This window comes from Devosia sp. P3_B2 (assembly GCF_056402875.1).
This window is the reverse complement of record NZ_JBFUGO010000012.1, coordinates 107,719-125,069: the sequence shown is the minus strand read 5'-3', so window position 1 is coordinate 125,069 and position 17,351 is coordinate 107,719. Positions and strand designations below refer to the sequence as shown.

Below are 17,351 nucleotides of genomic sequence, written 5' to 3'. Positions count from 1 at the left end.
AACGTCCACGCCGAGCACGTCGTGGTGGTAGCCAACCCTGACCATCAAGAGTCATGTGGCATGGCCGGGCGAACGCGTCCGCGCAAGCATACTGCCATGGCGTTCCGTGCCGACCGAGACCTCATCGACGGCATGTTCCTCGGTATTGACCAGCCGACGCATTCCTTGCGGATAGGCCGCGACGGGCAAGGGGCGCTGCTCGTCGTGCTCGGGTCGAGGTTCGATACCGGCCGGGACAGGGATGCTGCCGCACGCCAATCCGCGCGTGCTGGCGGGCAAGGGTATGTCCATCCTTGCCTTTCTTGCCTTTCTTGCCAAGTTGCCGCCGAGGCTGCGCGACGATCTCCTGCTCGGCCAGTTCGGCATCAGCAAAGCCATGAAAAGGCGGGCGCTGAATGTTCGACTGGAACGATCTGCGGCATCTGCTTGCGGTTGCAAGGCGGGGCTCGACCCTCGCGACCGCCCGTGAGCTTGGCGTGAATCAGTCGACGGTCCACCGCCGCGTTGCCGAACTCGAACCGCAAGTAGGGCTGCGGCTGGTCCATCGACACCCGACAGGCTACCGGCCGACCGAAATGGGTGAGCAACTGCTACCGGTGTTCGCCGATGTGGAAGAAAGCGTCGCGAAATTGTGGCGAGCCATTCTTGGCCTCCAACACGAACTCACCGGCACCGTCCGTCTCACTTGCCCGGAGCCGGTACTTTCCCGCATCGTCGCTTCCGGCTTCATCGATCGGAGATGGAGAAGTGGAGCTGGTCCAGGTGCTTCCACCGGTTCAGGAGTTGGCGCGAGCCTGGTACCTCCTGTGTCATCCGGACCAGAGGACGACGCCTCGCAGCGTCTTCGCGCCGCTGGGCTGACCCGTGCTGGCGTCGACGGCGCTGGCCCTGCCCCTAGCGCTACGGTTGCGTCGGCCCGCAGCAGTCGCAGCGCACTGAGTCACCCCATGGCTCACTATCTACCCAAAGTTCGGCGCTTGCCCGAGGACGCGAGACCGAAGCGAGGCCAATGCCAGGTCGATACCGGCCCTGAGGCTACGGAGGCTGGAGCTGGCGAAGCGCAGGCCGAGGCCTAACTCGCCGGGGAGCAGGCTGGCAGCAGCGTAGAGGTCGGGGACGCCCGCGAGGTGCGCGGAAAGGTCCAGAGCAATGGGCTCCAGCGCCTCCGCGGGGAGTGACGTCACCACGACCAGCGTGCCGAACGCCGTGTGCCGGCGGAGCTGGCGCGGCACAAGGCCGGCAATCTGCACGCGGTCGATCATTGCCGGCTCGGCCCCGCTTCGGCGCAGGGTCATGGTCGACTCGAGTGACCGAAAGTTTCGCCCGGCGCCGATGGGGTCGTGCACGGTAAAGGCATCCGAGACGATCGCGGTGCCGCCAGGCGCGCAATCGAGATCGATCGTCTGGGCCAGGGCCGCATGGGGGAACAGGATACGCGGCTCTGGCAGGTATTGCAGGATGCCACCTTCGGCTACCCGCAGGCAGACTGCCTCGTGCGTCAGCAGACCCGGCGGAGCGCGATGCACCGCGGTCGCGCCCTGAGTCTTGAGATGCACCGCAGCACCGCTGCCGACGCTGACCCGCTGCACCAGCCGGTCCTCGCCATGGATGGCGCCGCTGCTGGTCTGCACGATCGCGGTAAGCTGATGCGCCGGCGCGACATCGAGAAAGAACGTACGGGTGAGGACGAAGGGCCAGGTGAACAGGCGCCGGTCGAACACCGTTCGCTCGCCCCGGCGGACGAAGCTCAGGTCCAGTTGCGCGGGCTGCTCGATGACCGTGTGCTTCACGCGCGAAACAGCACTTCGCGCTCGATGAGCGAAACCACGGCGTCGATCCCCTCGCCTTTCCGGCAATTGGTCATCAGCACCGGGCGGTTGTCGCGCACCGCCAGCGCTTCCTTGTGCATTCGCCCGAGATCAACACCGACATAGGGGGCGAGGTCGGTCTTGTTGATGACGAGCAGATCGGAGCGGATGACGCCCGGGCCGCGCTTGCGCGGAATGTCGTCGCCACCGGCGACGTCGATGACGAACATCCAGAAATCGGTCAGGTCGCGCGAAAAGGTCGAGGCGAGGTTGTCGCCGCCGCTTTCGAGGAGGATCAGTTCGACCCCGGGAAAGCGCCGCTCGAGCTCGTCCGCCGCCTCGATGTTGAGCGTCGGGTCCTCGCGGATCACCGTGTGCGGGCAGGCGCCGGCCTCCACCGCCGAAACTCGGGCCGGGTCGATCAGGCCGGAGCGGCGGACGCGCTCGGCGTCCTCGGCGGTGACGAGATCGTTGGTGATGACCGCTATATCGATGCCGCGAGCCATTAGTGCGGGGATCAATCGCTCGACCATCGCCGTCTTGCCCGAGCCGACCGGGCCGCCGATGCCGACGCGGGCGGCGGCGATGCGTTTGGTGGCGGTGGGAGTACGCGCGAGCTGGTTCATCTGAGCATGTACCGGCGCATCAGCGGGACTCTCCTGGCCGGTTCGCACATCAGCAGCTTGCCGTCGGCGCGCACCTCGAAAGTCTGCGGATCGACCTCGATCCAGGGCAGCGCGTCGTTGTGCAGCATGTGCTTCTTGCGCAGGTGCCGGACGGACTTGATCGGCAGGGTGGTCTTGCTCAGCCCCAGCCGGTCGGAGACGCCGGCATCGATCGCGAGCTTCGACATAAAGTTGAAGCTGACCCTTTGCTTGGCGAGACCCAGCCCGCCCCACATCCGCTTCTGCACCTGTGGCTCGGCGAGACCGAGGCTGCCATTGCCATCACCCATAGCCTGCCAGGTGATGGAACCATTCTTCATCACGATCCACGGCTTCACCCCGAACGAGGCACGCGGCCACAGCACCAGGTCGGCAATCTTGCCTACTTCGATCGAGCCGACATGGTCGTCGATGCCGACGGCGATCGCGGGGTTGATGGTGAGTTTGGCGATGTAGCGCTTGACCCGTTCGTTGTCGGCCCGCACCGTAGTCTCCTCCGGCAGGCGCCCGACGCGTTCCTTCATCACCGAGGCCAGCTGCCAGCATTTGGCGACGTTCTCGGCGAGGCGGCCCATGCCCTGGGTGTCGGTGCCGAAGATCGAGATGGCTCCCATATCGTGCAGGAGGTCCTCGGCGGCGACGGTGCCGGCGCGTACGCGCGCCTCGCCGAACAGCAGGTCTTCCGGCGTGTTGTAGTTGAGGTTGTGCGCGATCATCGCCATCGGCAGCCCCTCCTCCATCGCATATTGCGTGTAGGGGTTGGTGGGGTTGGTCGATGACGGGATGACGTTGTCGTAGGAGACGACCTTGAGCAGATCCGGCGCGTGCCCGCCCCCTGCCCCTTCCACGTGATACATGTGGATGGTGCGATCGGCGCAGGCGGCCATCGTGTCTTCGGCGAACAGGAATTCGTTGATGGTATCGGTGTGCAGGTGCACTGCGAAATCGTGGCGGTCGGCGGCGATCAGCGAACCGTCGATCACCGCAGGCGCGGCGCCCCAATCCTCGTGGATCTTGATGGCGGCGGCGCCGGCAGCGACCGATTCCTCGACCGCCTCGGGGCTGGTGCTGCCCCGGCCGAACAGCGCATAGTTGACCGGCGAGCTTTCCATGCCCTGCAACAGCAGGCCGAAGGAGCGGGTGGTGCCGCTGCCCACATCGAGCGGCCCACCGCCGACCAGCGTGGTGGTGCCGCCGGCCAGCGCGTGCTCCGACTGCTCGGGCGAGCCGATATGGGCATGGCTTTCGATGGCGCCGGCGGTGACGATGTAGTTGATGCCGGGGATCTGTTGGGTGGTGCTTCCGACCAGCATGTCGGGAGTGATGCCGGGCATGGTATGCGGGTTGCCGGCCTTGCCGATGCCGACGATCCTGCCGTCGCGGATGCCGATATCGGCCTTGATGATGCCAGTGACCGCATCGATGATGGTGGCGCTGTAGATGACGATATCGAGGATGCCGTCGCTTGACCTGGCGTAAGGGTCGATGCCTTCGCCATCGCGCAGGTTCTTGCCCGCGCCCACCACCAGTTCATGGCCATGAATGGCGTAGTCGTGCTCGATCTCGACCAAGAGTTCGGTGTCGGCGAGCCGGATGACGTCGCCCGTGGTGGGACCATAGAGCCGGGCATAGGCTTCGCGAGAGATCTTGCTCATTGGTGCTCAGGCTCCCTTGTAGCCACGGCTGCGGGCGAGTTCGAAGCCACGCGCCTTGGCGCCCTCCGCCTCAAGCGGACCGTTGACGAGACCGGCCTGGCCCTGGACGACGCGGCCGCCCGCGATGGGAACCAGCCGGACGGATTTGACGACGCCCGGCTCGAAGCGGATGCCCATGCCGGCGGGACGATCAACCTTCATGCCCCAGCTCTGGGAGCGATCGAATTCGAGTTGCTTGTTGGTTTCAAAGAAGTGCGTGTGGCTGCGCACCTGGATGTCGCGGTCGCCGGTATTGATGACGTCGATAGTGACCGAGGGCGCGTCCTCGAACATCTCGATCTCGCCCTCGGGCGAAAAGATCTGGCCTGGGTAGGTGGTCTCCAAGAGCGGCAGTTCGCCCTGGCTGATCGGCTCGAACAGCACCAGCAGCTTCGTGCCCTCGGCGAAGGCGCACTCGATGTAGACCATCGGGATCATCTCGGCGACGCCGGGCTCGACATCGTCGGTGGTCAGCAGCCGGCTCGCCATGTCGCGGATCTCGGCATAGGGCATGTCGCGCCGCGCCGCGAGCATCACCTCATCGGTGAGCAGCGCCACTGCCTCGGGATGGCTCAGGCGAATGCCCAGCGACCGGTTGCGGCGTGCCATCTCCGCGGCGGTGAAGATGGTCAGGCGATCCATCTCGGTGGGCGTCAGGTTCATCTGGGCCTCCGGCTCTAGGTGGCGAACATGCGGACATGCCGCGAGGGGCCGCGGGACACGGCGATATCAATCAGCGGGGTGAAACTGTGGGGGCGCAGGCCGGCAGGCACAGGCTCGGCCAGCAGCTCCGCCAGCGCGCCGCGCGCCGTGCCGAGGCTCGCCTGCGCCTCAAGATGGCCAACGCTGCCGAGCCGCACCGCGGCGCTGACGAGCCCCGTGACCAGCGTCCAGCCTGAAACCAGTTGCGCCGCCTCGCAGCCAAAACCGGCATCGCGGTAGCCGATGGCCTGCGCCACTGGCAAGTGCCCAAGCCGCAGGTCGGTGGTGGCGTACGTGCGGTAGGCGGTGGAAAGCAGTCCACCCAGCCGCGCCGAAACGCCCAGCAGCGCCCGCCCCGCGCGGTGCGAGCCGTCCCGCATCTGCGCCGAAGGTGTCGCTGCTTCGGTGTAGCGGTCAACGCTCGCGAGCCCCTCGAGGTCGGGCGCAAGGTAGGCCTCGACCAGCAATGGCCGATCCATGCTGTTCCAGCGAAACGTCAGGTGCTCGGCGACCAGTTCATCGAGATCTTCGCGGCTAGCGAGGAAGCCGTCCGCAGCCAGTCCCTCGATGCCCCACGAGAATGCGAAACCTCCGGCCGGATAGGCGCTGTCGCCATACTGCAGCAGTGCCAGGGCGGCGGCGGTGTCAAACATCGGCCAGCTCTTCGACCTCGCCGCCATCCAGCAGTGGCAGGACGCGGGCGCGGTAGGTGTGGAGCGGGCCATCGAGTAGCACCGCGAGGCAATCGCCCTCGAACCGGACCCGCCAATGCAGGTTCCCAGCATTCCAGCCGAGCTTCAGCGCCGCGGCCTGGTCGACCGGCTTCAACCGCCAGATCTCTTGCTCGCCGAAGCGGGCGATGATCGCCCGCTCGGGATCGATGTAGAGCAGCGCGCCGTCGGTCAGTTCCTCCTCGCGGTCGAGGCTCACGGCGCAATCGGTGCCCCGGTCGGTCAACAGCCGGAAGCGCTTCCTGCCCGCATCGGAGGGAGGCACGAACAGCAGCTCGATCCCGTCACCGTGCTCGAGCTCATGCAGCAGGCCGGCATAGACCGGGTCCTCAGCTGTGCCGATGATGCCGTGCAGCCGAAGCACCGTGCCCTCCTAGTGGGTGTTGAAGACCTGCTGGTAGGTGGCGAGCCCCGCCTGCAGCGCCGCGATTTCGGCGCCGGTCGGGTTGGCCGGGTCGGCGGCGACCGGCAGGCTGCCGAACTTCATCAGGCACGCCATCAGCAGCAGCCGAGCCTTGGTCGAAGTGAGGTTCATGCCCGAAATGGTCCAGGGATCCGGGTCCGAGAACCCTTCCGGATAGCCGCGGCCAACCCGCGCCACCGGAAGGCCACAAAAGCTAGCCCGGCGCAGCATCGAGGCCCGCAGTTCCGAGGTCGCGGCGCCATACGGCACCAGTCCCTCGATGATGAAGCCACCAAGCCGGCCGCTGCCCAGCTTGTGCTGGATGAGGAAATCGAGATCGGCCTCCGGCGCCGGATCGTCGCCGAAGCTGTCGGCGAAGTAGCCGCCTTCCTTGACGATCGACACCGACGGGATGGCATCGGCGAGGAGCTTGCCCGACGGGTCCTTGATATTCAGCTCGAACGTCTCGATGCCGGTGCGGCCGGAACGCGTGGCCTTCACCCCGGCCGGCAGCTTGGTGATGTTCACATCCGATGTCGCGGTGTGCCTATAAGCCGGCACGTACATCATGTACGGCGTGCCCATATGGGTCACCTGCCCCAGGATGCCGCCGTGCCCTCCTGTTGCGACGTAGCCGCCAGGGCGTGCATCGACCTTGGCGACTTCGCGTGCGGCAAAGAACTGCTGCTCCTGGATGACCACGGTGCCGGCGCGATTGCCACCCTTGCCGTCCTTCCAGATGCCGCTCTCGATATAGGTGACGCTGTCGACGATGTTGGCCGGGCCGTCATTGCTGATTTGCCCCTGCGGCCGCTGCGCGGCGTTGCAGGCGATCGGCAGGTTGGTGTCGATCAGCAGGTTGAACCAGTAGGCGGTTTCCTCGACCTGCGGCGAGCCCTGCGTCCAGATCGCGCCGTCGTACTTGCCCGACGACATGATCGCCTGGACCTCGTTGGTAATCTTGGCGAGCACCGGGCGTGGCGGTGACTTGGCGAGGTGGAACGGCTTGTAGGCGAAAAAGTCGTGCCCCAGCCGCTCGGCCGGAGTATCGCCATCGCCGATGTCGGCACGCTTGCCATTCGCGAGCCCCTTGGTGAAGCCGCCGGGCGGCATGACGCGGTAGAAATCCACTTCGGCCCGGCCGCCGATCAAGTTGACCTTGCCGTCGGCGCCGATCGAGAACCGGTCGATCTCCTCGAAGCTACGCGAGCCGTCGGGGAAGAACCCCTGCCGGGTGACTTTGCCGCCGGGCTTTGTGGTCTCCTCCTCCCAAGGCGAGCCGTCGGCCTGCAGCGCCATGTACGGCAGCGGATAGAGCCCGTCCTCGGGGCTGAGTTCGATCTCGTAGACCGGCTTGTCCGCCTCCGAGTGCCTCTCCTTCGAGAAGGCGCCATCGGCGCCGACATAGCCGTCCGGCGCATCGTAGAGTTCGGCAGTGTCGGCCTCCAGCGGATGGGCCGAGAACTGCTCGACATAGAGCTTCACCGGCGCCGCCAGACGCTGCGCGCGCAACGGGTCGAACGCGGCGGCGTTGCCCCTGCCGGCGGTGATCGGCGGCAGGCCCCTCCTGGCGCGCGCCTTGTTTGAGGTCACTAGCGGCGGGGTGTTCTGGATGGTGGCCGTCGGGCCGGCCAGGTGGGCGATGCGGATCTTGCTCACTGCAGTCCTCTGGATACGAAGTTCTTCTTGTCCATCATCATGTGCACGCCCTTGGAGCCGTTGACGGTCTGGGTGATGTGGAGGTCACCGGCGAGGCTGCACAGCATGTAGGCGTCGGCATCGGACAGGCCGGATTTCTCGCCGAGCAGCGCGATCATCTCGCGCAGTGCCTTGATGGCACACTGGTCGAGATCTGGGTCCATGCCCATGGTGATGTGGTGACTCGGGGTCTCGGCACGTGGCCAGGTGAAGCGCAGGTCATCACGGACAATGAACTCGAAGGTACCGCGCAGGGCCGTCTCAATGGCGGTGACGTTGACCTCGCCATCGCCCTGGCAGCCGTGACCGTCGCCGCAGGAGAACAGGCCGCCTTCGACGAATACCGGCAGGTAGAGCGTCGAGCCGGCGATCAGTTCCTTGTTGTCAAGATTGCCGCCGGTAGCCTGCGGGGCGATCGAGCTGATGCGGCCCCAGCCATTGGGTGGTGCCAGCCCCATGACGCCGAAGAATGGCGCCAGCTCGAGTTCTAGCCCCCACGGCATGATGCCGACGTTGCGCTCGAGATCGAGCGGTATGTTGACGTTGCGCGGCACGTCGTAATCGTGCGGAAGCGTGCCCAGCAGCGGCAGGATGATGTTGAATCCCCAATCCTGCAGCAGCGTCACCTCGTGGATGCGCACCTCCAGCACGGTGCCGGGCTTCGCCCCCTCGATGAAGACCGGACCGGTGAGGATGTGCGGCCCCTCCGGACGAAGGCCGGCGTGGATGTCACCGAGTTCTGGTGGAACGTGGAACTGCGATCTGTCGGGCACCACGTCGGGCGTGCCGGTGACCGTATCGATGGTGACGAAGTCACCGCTGTTCACGTGTAGCGCCGGCTTCTGCTTGGCATCGAAATAGCCCCAGTGGCAGGTCTCGACACTCGGTTTGAGATGGTGCGTCGCCATTGATGGTTTCTGACCCCACGCCGGTGTCTCGGGACCGGCTTGCATATCGGACTGTCGCATCGAAAAAGCCAAATAGTCAATATTTCAAATACTGAAATTCGAAATAAGTCAGCTGGCGACCGATGATGCTGCGGCGGCCGCGGCGCGAGCGTTGGCGCGGATGGTGTAGGAGGTCGTGGCGATGACGATGGCCATGCCGACGAGCAGCGTCGGCTCGGGCTGCTCATTGAAGAAGGCGAGCCCGGCCAGCGAGAGGATCACCAGCCGGAGGAAATCCAGCGGCGCGAGACGCGCGGCCTCGGCGTGACGATAGGCGGCGACGAAGGTCCAGTGCCCGAAGGTCGACAGCACGCCGATGGCGCCGAGCAGCAGCCACTCGGTGGGGGTCGGCGTCTGCCAAGTCAGCAGCATCGGCACCAGCAGTACCGGCAGCACGAACAACCCCTGGTAGGTCAGCACCGTGCCAATCGATTCCGAGGCATTGAACACCCTGACGGTGAGGATCGTCGCCGCCGAAACGATCGCTCCCGCGATCGACACGACGATGAAGAACAGGTCACCGCCCTCACGTGGGCTCAGCATCAGCAAAACCCCGCCGAGGCCGATGAACGTCACCAGCCATGTCTTGCTATCGACCTTCTCCTTGAGGAACAGCGCCGCCCCGATGGTGACGAACAGCACCGCGGAAAAGCTGATGGCACTGGCCAGCGCCAGCGGTAGGTAGATGAAGCTGGCATAGGTGGCGACGGTCGCTGCGAGCGACAGCCCGGCGCGCCACAACTGCAGCGTGAGATTGCTGGTCCTCAGGATGTGGCGGCTCTCGCGACCTGCCTGCGCCATCACTAGCGCCTGCATGATCAGCTGGCGGACGACCACCAGCGTCACCACCGACACGCCCTGCCCGGCCAGCCGGATCAGCAACAGCAGCGCCGAAAACAGCAGCACCGCCGTCAGCATCAGCAGCGTCCCCTTCTCCGTGGGAGAACGCGCCAGCCACCAGTCGCCCATCGTCCAGGCTCCTCCGCCCAATCGACCAGTCTCAGGCGGGCTCGAGCACCGGCGCGTCGAAGCGCAGCTCGCCGGAACTAAGGCCCAGCCGGATGCAGCGGGCCATGTGGCCACGGCTGTCGCTCAACGGCTCGGGCATGGCGATGGAGCACTCTGGACCGGCATGCTTACAGCGCGGCGCGAAGCTGCAACCAGGGGGCAGCGCCCGCAGGTCCGGCGGCGTGCCGGCGATGGCTTCGAGCGGCGCCCCGCGCACCTGGTCCTTCACCGTCGAAGACAACATGGCCTTGGTGTAGGGGTGCTGCGGATTGAGCAGCACGTCGCGTGCTTCGCCATATTCGATGATCCGGCCGGCATACATCACCGCCACCTTGTCGGCGATCTGCGCCGCGACGCCCAGATCGTGGGTGACGAAGATCATCGACATCCCCATTTCTCGCTGCAGCCGCCGCAGCAGCACCAGCACCTGGATCTGCACCGACGCATCGAGCGCCGTGGTCGGCTCGTCGGCGAGCAGCAGGCTCGGCCGGCAGGAGAGCGCCACCGCGATCATGGCGCGCTGCCTGAGGCCACCGGAAAGCTCGTGCGGATAGGCCTTCAGCCGCCGCTCGGGCGAGGGCACGCGCACCAGCTCGAGCAGTTCGAACGCCCGCTTCCACGCCGCATCGCGGTCGACCTTTTCGTGCCGCATCACCGTCTCGGCGATCTGGTCGCCGATGGTGTAGAGTGGGTCGAGCGCCGTCATCGGTTCCTGGAAGATCATCGACACGGTCGAGCCGCGCAGTTCCTGCATCACCTTGTCGGTGACAGTAGTGATCTCGTGCTCACCGATCTTCATCGAGCCTTCGATGACGGTGCGCTTCTTGGGATGCAGCCGCAGCAGCGAGCGCATCATCACCGACTTGCCGGAGCCAGACTCGCCGATGACGCAGAGCACCTTGCCGCGCTCGAGGTCGAAGGAAACGCCGTTGACCGCCTTCACCGTCGCCTCGCGGCTGACGAAGCGGACCTTCAGGTCCCTGACCTGCACGTAGGGTTCAGCTCCCGTGCTGATCGGTTCGGCGAGGGTCGGGTGGGAGAATTTCATGTCGTTCATCTTTCGCCTCTTCGTTCAGGCACGCATCAGTTGAAGTATCAATTAAAAGGCGTGCCGGCTGGTGCACGGCTGTGCCCGGAACCGGCATGCACCATGTGGCAGGCGGCGAGATGCCGGCTGGGGTCCGATTTCAGCACATTGCCCAGTGCAGGCGCCTTGGACATGCAGACGTCCTCGACATAGGGGCAGCGGGTGTGGAAGCGGCAGCCGGCCGGCGGGTTGACCGGGTTGGGCGGATCGCCTGCGAGCGGCGCGGCCTCGACCCGCTCGTCGGGGTCCATGCTCAGCCGGCACTCCAGCAGCGCCTTGGTGTAGGGGTGCTTGGGGTTGTCATAGATCTTCTCGACCGGCCCGATCTCGACCACCTGCCCCAGATACATCACCAGCACCCGGTCCGAGATGTAGCGGACTACGTGCAGGTCGTGGGAGATGAAGATGTAGGTGAGGTTGAGCTGTTCCTTGAGCTCGCCGAGCAGGTTCAGCACCTGCGCCTCGACCGATTTGTCGAGCGCCGACACCGCCTCGTCGAGGATCAGCAGCCGCGGATCGAGCGCCAGCGCCCGGGCGATGTTGACGCGCTGCTTCTGGCCGCCCGACAACTCGTGCGGATAGCGCTGGCCAAAGCGATCGGCCTTGAGCCCAACCTTCTCGAGCAGCGCCCGGGCCTGTTCCTTGGAGGACTTGGTGGTGGCGCCCTGCACCTTGGGGCCATAGGCGATCGAGGATTCGATCGGCAGCCGCGGATTGAGCGACGAATAGCTATCCTGGAACACCATCTGCAGCGAGCGGCGCAGCCCGTCGAGCGCCATGCCGGTCTTCTCACCCACCGTGTCGCCGTCGAGGATCAGGTGTCCCTCGTCCTTTTCGAGCAAGTACATCAGCAGCCGCGCCAGCGTGGACTTGCCGCAGCCGCTCTCGCCGACGATGCCGAGTGTCTCGCCCTTCAGCACGTAGAACGAGATGTCGTCGACCGCCTTCACCTCGGCGACCTTGCGGTTGAGCAGGCCCGCGCGGATCGGGAAGTACTTCTTGACGTTCTCAACGATCAGCATCGGCTGGGCCGGGCCGCCGCGATCGCGGGGGTCGGCAGCCGGTGTATCGGAAGCTTCGATCAGGTCGGTCATTGCGGGGCTTCCTTTCGAGCTAGGCTTTGACGTCCATCGCCTGGCGCAGGCCGTCGCTGACCAGGTTGAAGGCAATCGAGGTGATGAGGATGGCGACGCCGGGGATCGCGGTGACCAGCGGCTGGACGTAGATCGACTGCCGCAGCGTCGACAGCATTAGGCCCCAGTCCGCCGTCGGCGGCGACACGCCCAGGCCTAGGAACGACAGGCCCGAGGCAAGGATGATCGAGATCGAGACCAGCGTGGAGGAATAGACCAGCACCGGCGACAGGATGTTGATCAACACGTGGTTAAACAGGATCGAGATGGTCGACGCGCCGCTGGCCCGCGCCGCATCGACGAAATCGAGCGTGCGGACCTGGCTGGTCGCGGTCTCCGCCACCCGGCAGATCGGCGGGATCAGCACGACTGTCAGGGTCAGCATCTGGTTGCCGATGCCCCCGCCGAGGCTGCCCGCGATGGCAACCGCCAGCAGCACCGAAGGGAAGGCGAAGAACACGTCCATAGTGCGCATGATCACCATGTTGACCTTGCCGCCGTAGTAGCCGGCGACGACGCCGAAGCCGCCGCCGATGAGCGTGGCGAAGACCACCGGCAGGATACCCATCATCAACGAGACGCGACCGCCCCACAGCATGCGGCTCAGCATGTCGCGCCCCTGCTCGTCGGTGCCGAGCAGATACTTCTTGTAGCCGATCGGCCGCAGCCGGTTGGCCATGCTGGATTTCTCGGGGTCCATCGGCGACAGCCACGGCGCGAACACCGCCAGGAGCACGATGACGATGATCAGCGCCAGGCAGAACAGCGTGACGTAGTCGTAGCGGAGGCGGCTCCAGACGTTCCCCCAGTAGCCGCGCACCTTGTTGGCGGGGCTCGTCTGGCTGGGGTCGATCTTGATGCTGCCGGCAGGGATATCGGTCATTGCTCTTGCCTCAGATGCGTTTGATGCGCGGGTCGACCAGCGATTGCAGCAGGTCGACGACGAGGTTGATGAGGACGAACACCGTCGCGAGCACCAGGATCGTGCCCTGCAGCAACGGGATGTCGCGCGTTAGGATTGCCTTGTTCAGCAGGTACCCGGTGCCCGGCCACGTGAAGACCGTTTCCACCAGCACGGAGCCGCCAATCAGGTAGCCCAGTTGCAACCCCAGCATGGCGATGGCCGAGGGCATGATGTTGCGCACCGCGTGAGTGACCAGCGCGAACTCGCTCAGCCCCTTGGCACGGAGCGTCTGGATGAAATCCTGGTTCAGGATCTCGCTCAGCGACGAGCGCGTCGTTCGCGTCATGATGGCGAGCGGCGGCAGCGCCAGCGCGATGATCGGCATCACCGCGAACTTGAAGTCGTTCCAGTCGAAATAGTTGAAGGCGTCAGAGCCGCCCGCGCCCATGCCCGTCGCCGGCAACCAGTTGAGGTTGACGGCGAACAGGATCACCAGCACCACCGAGAGCCAGAAGGTGGGCACCGAGATGCCGAACACCGCGATCGCCGTTACCAGGCGGTCGACGACACCGCCCTGCCGGGTGGCGGCGATGACGCCGAGGACCATCGAGGCCACGAACGCCAGCACCACCGAAATCAGCGCCACTGTGAGGGTATTGAAGAATGCCCGCAGCACCTCGCCGGCCACCGGCATGTTGTTGGCGATTGACATGCCCAGGTCGCCGCACAGCACACGCCAGAGCCAGACGAAGTACTGGATCACCACCGGCTGATCGAGCCCGTAGTAAGCTCGCAGCTTGGCGATATCTTCCGGGCTGGTCTCAGGCCGAACCAGGTTCTGAACCGGATCGCCCGGAGCAAGCTTGACCAGGGCAAAACAGATCACCGTGACCCCGAGCAGGATTGGAATGGTCATCAGCAGGCGGCGCAATGCGTAGAGCCACACGTCACTATCTCCGGCTTTGGACACCACGGGAGGATCGCGGGCGCTTTGCAGCGCCCACGATCAGGATCAGGGATTGACCACTATCGGAGTCAGGTCCTGGAACCAGCTCTGGGCCTGCACGAAGCCGGTGAGCTTGGGCGACAGGGCGCGCGGGTTGAGGTCGTGGACAATGAACAACTCGGGCGCGTCCGCCATGACCATGGTGTTCATCTCGGTCAGCAGGGCGTCACGCTTGGCGCTGTCGAACTCGGCCATGGCCTCGAAGCCGAGCTTGTCCACCGCTTCGTTCTTGTAGAAGCCCCAGTTGCAGCAGTTCGGCGGCTGCATGGTGCTCATCCACTTGCCGATCACCCCCTGGGAGGCATCGATCGGCGCCATGGAGAAGTTGATGCCGTCAAACCCAGAGGCTTCCGCCCCCTGGAAGAACACGCTGATCAGGGCGTTCCAATCCATGGGGACCAGTTCGACCTCGAAGCCGGCCTCGTCGAGTTGCTCCTTGACCAGCTCGTTCATCGGCAGAGGCTGCATCTGGCCCGAGCCCGAAGTGGAGATGCCGATCTTGATCTTGCACGGCAGGCAGCCGGCCTCGGTCAGCAAGGCCTTGGCCCCCTCAGGATCGTACTCGTAGACCGGCGGCGAGCCATACCAGGGCTGGGAGTCGATCAGCGTGTTGAAGGCGGGGGTGGCCACGCCCTGCAGCATGTCAACCAAGTCCTGGCGGTTGATCGCCATATTGGCGGCCTGACGGACCTTGAGGTCGGCGAACGGTCCCTTGTCAACGCGCAGCAGGTAATCCCAGTTGTGCGGATAGGGCACGGTGATGATTTGCATGCCCGCGCCTTTGAGCGCCGGGATGGTGTCGGGCGAGGGGGCTTCGACGAAATCCACCTGGCCCGAAAGAAGCGCGGCGGCACGTGTCGAGGCTTCCGGCATCGGCAGCAGCACGAGCCGATCGTGCTTGGGGATGCGGTCGGGGTTCCAGTAGTTGGGGTTCTTGACCAGCTCGAGCCGCTCGTGCGGGACGAGCTTATCGAACATGTAGGGTCCGGTGCCCGCCGGGTGTTCGGCGTACTTGACGTAGTCGTTGCCGAGCTTCTCCACGCCGCAGTTGGAGATCATGTACAGCATGGCCATGCTGTAGGGCAGCATCGAGGACGGCACGGTGGAGTGCAGCTTGATGGTGTAGTCGTCGACCTTCTCGTAGGAGGCGACACTGCCAACCGCCCAGCCCTGCATGCCGGCATGGCGCGCATTGTACTGGGGCGAGGCCGAGTTCTTCACGCGCTCGAGATTCCAGATGGCGGAATCGGCATTCCACGGGCAGCCGTCATGGAAACTGACGCCCTCGCGCAGGTGGAACGTCCAGGTCAGCGGGTCGGCCGGATCGACCTCCCAGCTGGTGGCGAGGCCGGGGACGATATCCGCCGCCTTGTCCGAGCTCGACAGGTCCCACAGCGCCAGCGCGTCGTACATGGTGTAGCCAGCGAAACGGTAGCCCTCGTAGCCTTGGTCCGGGGCGCCGGTCCAATCCGGAATATCGGCCGCGGTCATTGCGACGCGCAGAACAGTCTCTTGCGCGGCGGCATGCCCGGCCGCACCAACGCTCGCCAGGGTGGCGAACGCGGCGGCCCTGAACACGCCTCGCAGTCCAGTCGATCTCATGATGCTTCTCTCCTGCAAACGGGGGGCGCCCATCGGGAAGGCGCACCAGGACAGCGTTGCAAGGGCCGTGCCAGCGTTGTCAGCGGTGGACGCATGCCAGACTAGCGTTGAGCTAAAATATTCAAATCTCTACGATTTCGCTGCAGTTGCGAATTGGAGCATCAGGTTCGGGCGTCGCAAAAGCGCCTTCCTGAGCAAAGAGATAGGCCGACCTGCCGGGACTTCTCTGCGCAAAAAACAAGCAAGCTGACCATTATTTTATCTCTCCATATTATCGTTTTCAAATATTTCATGGTGTAGTATATGAAGCCGGTTCGCCGAGGAGTCGCGCCATGAGCCAACCTATGACCACGCCCCCGCTGTTCGCGCCCGAAACCGAGTTGCGCTTCCGCCTCGCGGGTGTGGTTCCACCCGATGAGCGGGCGCACGGCACCTATGCCAACGCGCAGCGGCTGATGGCGACGCTGCATTGGCTGCGGCAGCCTCGCACAGTGGCGGCCGAGCCGTCGAACGTCTTCAGTCTCGTGGAGGGCAAGTGAGATGGCAGCCCTCGGTCCACTTAACGAGCTTTCGATTGCCGAAGCCGGCGCAGCGCTCAGAGCCGGCGACGTCACCTCGCGCGCGCTCACCGAAGCCGCGCTCGGCCAGATCGCCGAACTTGATCCGCTGGTCCACGCCTTCGTGCTGCTGACGGCGGAGCGAGCGCTCGCCGACGCGGACCAGGCCGATGGGGATTTTGCCGCCGGCCGCGATCACGGTCCGATGCACGGCATCCCCTACGCGCTCAAGGACATCTATTGCACGGCGGGTATCCGCACGACCTGCCACTCCAACCTCCTCCGCGATAATGTCCCGTCCGCCGACAGCGCGGTCCAGGAAAAGCTCGCTGCAGGCGGAGGCGTCCTGCTGGGCAAACTGGGGACCTTCGAGTTCGCCATCGGTGGCCCGAGCTTCGACCTGCCCTTTCCGCCGGCCCGCAACCCGTGGAACCTCGATCATTTCACCGGTGGCTCGTCGTCCGGCTCCGCCGCGGCGGTCGCTGCCGGCATGATGCGGATGGCGATGGGCTCCGACACCGGCGGCTCGATCCGCGGACCAGCAGCGTTCTGCGGTACGGTCGGGCTGAAGCCCACCTACGGCCGGGTGTCGCGGCGCGGTGTCTATCCCCTCGCCTATTCGCTCGACCACTGCGGGCCGCTGTCGCGCACTGTGCTGGACACCGCGCTCACTATGCAGGTGATCGCCGGCTACGACCCGCTCGATCCGGCATCCGCCAACGTGCCGGTGCCCGATTTCACGGCCTCGATCGGCGCAAACCTGACCGGGCTCCGCCTCGGCTACACGCGAAAGTTCTTTATCGAGAACCCGTTCCTCTCGGCCGAAGCCACCATGGCGCTCGACGCCACGGCTGAGCAGATGGCGGCGCTCGGCGCCGATGTCGTGGAAGTCGACATGCCGCCGTTCGAGCAGTTCGACGCCTGCGTGCGGACCATCCTGTTCGCCGAAGCCTATGCGATCCATGAGACGGACCTGAAGACCCGGCCCAACGCCTATGGCCGCTATGCCTACCAGCACCTCGTCTCGGGCGCGGTGTTGTCGGCGGCCGACGTGATGCAGGCGCAGCGGCTGCGGCGCGAGTTGACCGCCGCGGTGGACGGACTGCTCACGAGCTATGACGCGCTCCTGGCGCCCAACGCTCTCGACACCGCGGCGCCGTTCTCGAGTTTCGGGCTCGATGCCAACCGCTGGGGCGGCATCCTGACCGGGCCGTTCAACGTTACCGGCCACCCTGCCCTCGCCCTGCCGATCGGCTTCGCCTCCAATGGACTGCCGCTCAGTGCGCAGATTGTCGGCCGGCCGTTCGACGAACCCACTGTGTTGCGCATCGGCGCTGCCTATGAGGCCGCAGCCGGCGTCGTGGCGCGCCGGCCCGAGTTCCCTCTCATCGCGAAAGCCGCCTGAC

At 65.4% G+C, this 17,351-nt stretch carries 18 protein-coding genes; 4 read left to right on the top strand and 14 right to left on the bottom strand.

Translation table 11 applies throughout. From position 1 onward, the window contains the following. Positions 1 to 241 precede the first annotated feature (241 nt). Positions 242 to 469: a hypothetical protein gene (locus AC1DV8_RS18370; protein ID WP_477158433.1), complete on the top strand. Its 228-nt coding sequence runs from the start codon at positions 242 to 244 to the stop codon at positions 467 to 469. Beyond that, a complete protein-coding gene (locus AC1DV8_RS18365) occupies positions 396 to 1,076 on the top strand; it encodes a LysR family transcriptional regulator (protein ID WP_477158432.1) in 681 nt (226 codons plus the stop codon). Before AC1DV8_RS18370 ends, AC1DV8_RS18365 begins: the two co-directional genes overlap by 74 nt. Here the strand turns inward: AC1DV8_RS18365 and AC1DV8_RS18360 are convergent. The 14 genes from AC1DV8_RS18360 to AC1DV8_RS18295 all read right to left on the bottom strand — a co-directional run bounded on the left by AC1DV8_RS18360 (position 960) and on the right by AC1DV8_RS18295 (position 15,388). After that, entirely contained in the window at positions 960 to 1,790 is an 831-nt protein-coding gene (locus AC1DV8_RS18360) for an urease accessory protein UreD (protein ID WP_477158431.1), read from the bottom strand. The genes AC1DV8_RS18365 and AC1DV8_RS18360 overlap by 117 nt on opposite strands. Further along, a complete protein-coding gene (gene ureG, locus AC1DV8_RS18355) occupies positions 1,787 to 2,434 on the bottom strand; it encodes an urease accessory protein UreG (protein ID WP_477158430.1) in 648 nt (215 codons plus the stop codon). Before ureG ends, AC1DV8_RS18360 begins: the two co-directional genes overlap by 4 nt. Next, positions 2,431 to 4,128, bottom strand: a complete 1,698-nt coding sequence (gene ureC, locus AC1DV8_RS18350; RefSeq protein ID WP_477158429.1) for an urease subunit alpha — start codon at positions 4,126 to 4,128, stop codon at positions 2,431 to 2,433. Before ureC ends, ureG begins: the two co-directional genes overlap by 4 nt. A 6-nt stretch (positions 4,129 to 4,134) precedes the next feature. Next, complete coding sequence (gene ureB / locus AC1DV8_RS18345; RefSeq protein ID WP_477151869.1) at positions 4,135 to 4,830, bottom strand: urease subunit beta; 696 nt, start codon at positions 4,828 to 4,830, stop codon at positions 4,135 to 4,137. 14 nt (positions 4,831 to 4,844) lie between these two features. Then, the gene (locus tag AC1DV8_RS18340; RefSeq protein WP_477151870.1) at positions 4,845 to 5,522 is read right to left on the bottom strand and encodes an urease accessory protein UreF; all 678 of its coding nucleotides are present in this window, start codon (positions 5,520 to 5,522) and stop codon (positions 4,845 to 4,847) included. Next, positions 5,515 to 5,964, bottom strand: coding sequence for an urease accessory protein UreE (gene ureE, locus AC1DV8_RS18335; RefSeq protein ID WP_477151871.1), 450 nt, complete (start codon positions 5,962 to 5,964; stop codon positions 5,515 to 5,517). The genes AC1DV8_RS18340 and ureE overlap by 8 nt, the downstream gene beginning before the upstream one ends. Before the next feature lie 9 nt (positions 5,965 to 5,973). After that, the gene (locus AC1DV8_RS18330; protein WP_477158428.1) at positions 5,974 to 7,662 is read right to left on the bottom strand and encodes an asparaginase domain-containing protein; all 1,689 of its coding nucleotides are present in this window, start codon (positions 7,660 to 7,662) and stop codon (positions 5,974 to 5,976) included. After that, complete coding sequence (locus tag AC1DV8_RS18325) at positions 7,659 to 8,609, bottom strand: acetamidase/formamidase family protein (RefSeq protein WP_477158427.1); 951 nt, start codon at positions 8,607 to 8,609, stop codon at positions 7,659 to 7,661. Before AC1DV8_RS18325 ends, AC1DV8_RS18330 begins: the two co-directional genes overlap by 4 nt. Positions 8,610 to 8,717: 108 nt before the next feature. Continuing rightward, complete coding sequence (locus AC1DV8_RS18320) at positions 8,718 to 9,617, bottom strand: DMT family transporter (protein WP_477158426.1); 900 nt, start codon at positions 9,615 to 9,617, stop codon at positions 8,718 to 8,720. 31 nt (positions 9,618 to 9,648) lie between these two features. Further along, complete coding sequence (locus tag AC1DV8_RS18315; RefSeq protein WP_477158454.1) at positions 9,649 to 10,704, bottom strand: ABC transporter ATP-binding protein; 1,056 nt, start codon at positions 10,702 to 10,704, stop codon at positions 9,649 to 9,651. Positions 10,705 to 10,751: 47 nt separating this feature from the next. After that, a complete protein-coding gene (locus AC1DV8_RS18310; protein WP_477158425.1) occupies positions 10,752 to 11,837 on the bottom strand; it encodes an ABC transporter ATP-binding protein in 1,086 nt (361 codons plus the stop codon). A gap of 19 nt (positions 11,838 to 11,856) precedes the next feature. Next, positions 11,857 to 12,759 carry an ABC transporter permease gene (locus tag AC1DV8_RS18305; RefSeq protein ID WP_477158424.1) on the bottom strand — a complete coding sequence of 301 codons (903 nt, stop codon included), beginning with the start codon at positions 12,757 to 12,759 and terminating at the stop codon, positions 11,857 to 11,859. Between the two features lie 10 nt (positions 12,760 to 12,769). Then, positions 12,770 to 13,726, bottom strand: a complete 957-nt coding sequence (locus AC1DV8_RS18300; protein ID WP_477158423.1) for an ABC transporter permease — start codon at positions 13,724 to 13,726, stop codon at positions 12,770 to 12,772. Between the two features lie 66 nt (positions 13,727 to 13,792). Next, complete coding sequence (locus AC1DV8_RS18295; RefSeq protein WP_477158422.1) at positions 13,793 to 15,388, bottom strand: ABC transporter substrate-binding protein; 1,596 nt, start codon at positions 15,386 to 15,388, stop codon at positions 13,793 to 13,795. 332 nt (positions 15,389 to 15,720) lie between these two features. Here AC1DV8_RS18295 and AC1DV8_RS18290 point away from each other — a divergent pair, with 332 nt between their 5' ends. Together AC1DV8_RS18290 and AC1DV8_RS18285 are read left to right on the top strand one after the other, a co-directional pair. Continuing rightward, positions 15,721 to 15,927: a hypothetical protein gene (locus AC1DV8_RS18290; protein WP_477151879.1), complete on the top strand. Its 207-nt coding sequence runs from the start codon at positions 15,721 to 15,723 to the stop codon at positions 15,925 to 15,927. A gap of 1 nt (position 15,928) precedes the next feature. Next, positions 15,929 to 17,350 (top strand): amidase, encoded by a 1,422-nt coding sequence (locus tag AC1DV8_RS18285; RefSeq protein ID WP_477158421.1) that lies wholly within the window; start codon positions 15,929 to 15,931, stop codon positions 17,348 to 17,350. The last annotated feature ends 1 nt before the right edge of the window (position 17,351 follow it).

Coding starts and splice junctions, on each gene's coding strand:
- AC1DV8_RS18370 (WP_477158433.1), top strand. CDS start 242: ATGCTGCCGCACGCCAATCCGCGCGTGCTGGCGGGCAAGGGTATGTCC.
- AC1DV8_RS18365 (WP_477158432.1), top strand. CDS start 396: ATGTTCGACTGGAACGATCTGCGGCATCTGCTTGCGGTTGCAAGGCGG.
- ureG (WP_477158430.1), bottom strand. CDS start 2,434: ATGAACCAGCTCGCGCGTACTCCCACCGCCACCAAACGCATCGCCGCC.
- ureC (WP_477158429.1), bottom strand. CDS start 4,128: ATGAGCAAGATCTCTCGCGAAGCCTATGCCCGGCTCTATGGTCCCACC.
- ureB (WP_477151869.1), bottom strand. CDS start 4,830: ATGAACCTGACGCCCACCGAGATGGATCGCCTGACCATCTTCACCGCC.
- AC1DV8_RS18340 (WP_477151870.1), bottom strand. CDS start 5,522: ATGTTTGACACCGCCGCCGCCCTGGCACTGCTGCAGTATGGCGACAGC.
- AC1DV8_RS18325 (WP_477158427.1), bottom strand. CDS start 8,609: ATGGCGACGCACCATCTCAAACCGAGTGTCGAGACCTGCCACTGGGGC.
- AC1DV8_RS18320 (WP_477158426.1), bottom strand. CDS start 9,617: ATGGGCGACTGGTGGCTGGCGCGTTCTCCCACGGAGAAGGGGACGCTG.
- AC1DV8_RS18315 (WP_477158454.1), bottom strand. CDS start 10,704: ATGAAATTCTCCCACCCGACCCTCGCCGAACCGATCAGCACGGGAGCT.
- AC1DV8_RS18310 (WP_477158425.1), bottom strand. CDS start 11,837: ATGACCGACCTGATCGAAGCTTCCGATACACCGGCTGCCGACCCCCGC.
- AC1DV8_RS18305 (WP_477158424.1), bottom strand. CDS start 12,759: ATGACCGATATCCCTGCCGGCAGCATCAAGATCGACCCCAGCCAGACG.
- AC1DV8_RS18295 (WP_477158422.1), bottom strand. CDS start 15,388: ATGAGATCGACTGGACTGCGAGGCGTGTTCAGGGCCGCCGCGTTCGCC.
- AC1DV8_RS18290 (WP_477151879.1), top strand. CDS start 15,721: ATGAGCCAACCTATGACCACGCCCCCGCTGTTCGCGCCCGAAACCGAG.
- AC1DV8_RS18285 (WP_477158421.1), top strand. CDS start 15,929: ATGGCAGCCCTCGGTCCACTTAACGAGCTTTCGATTGCCGAAGCCGGC.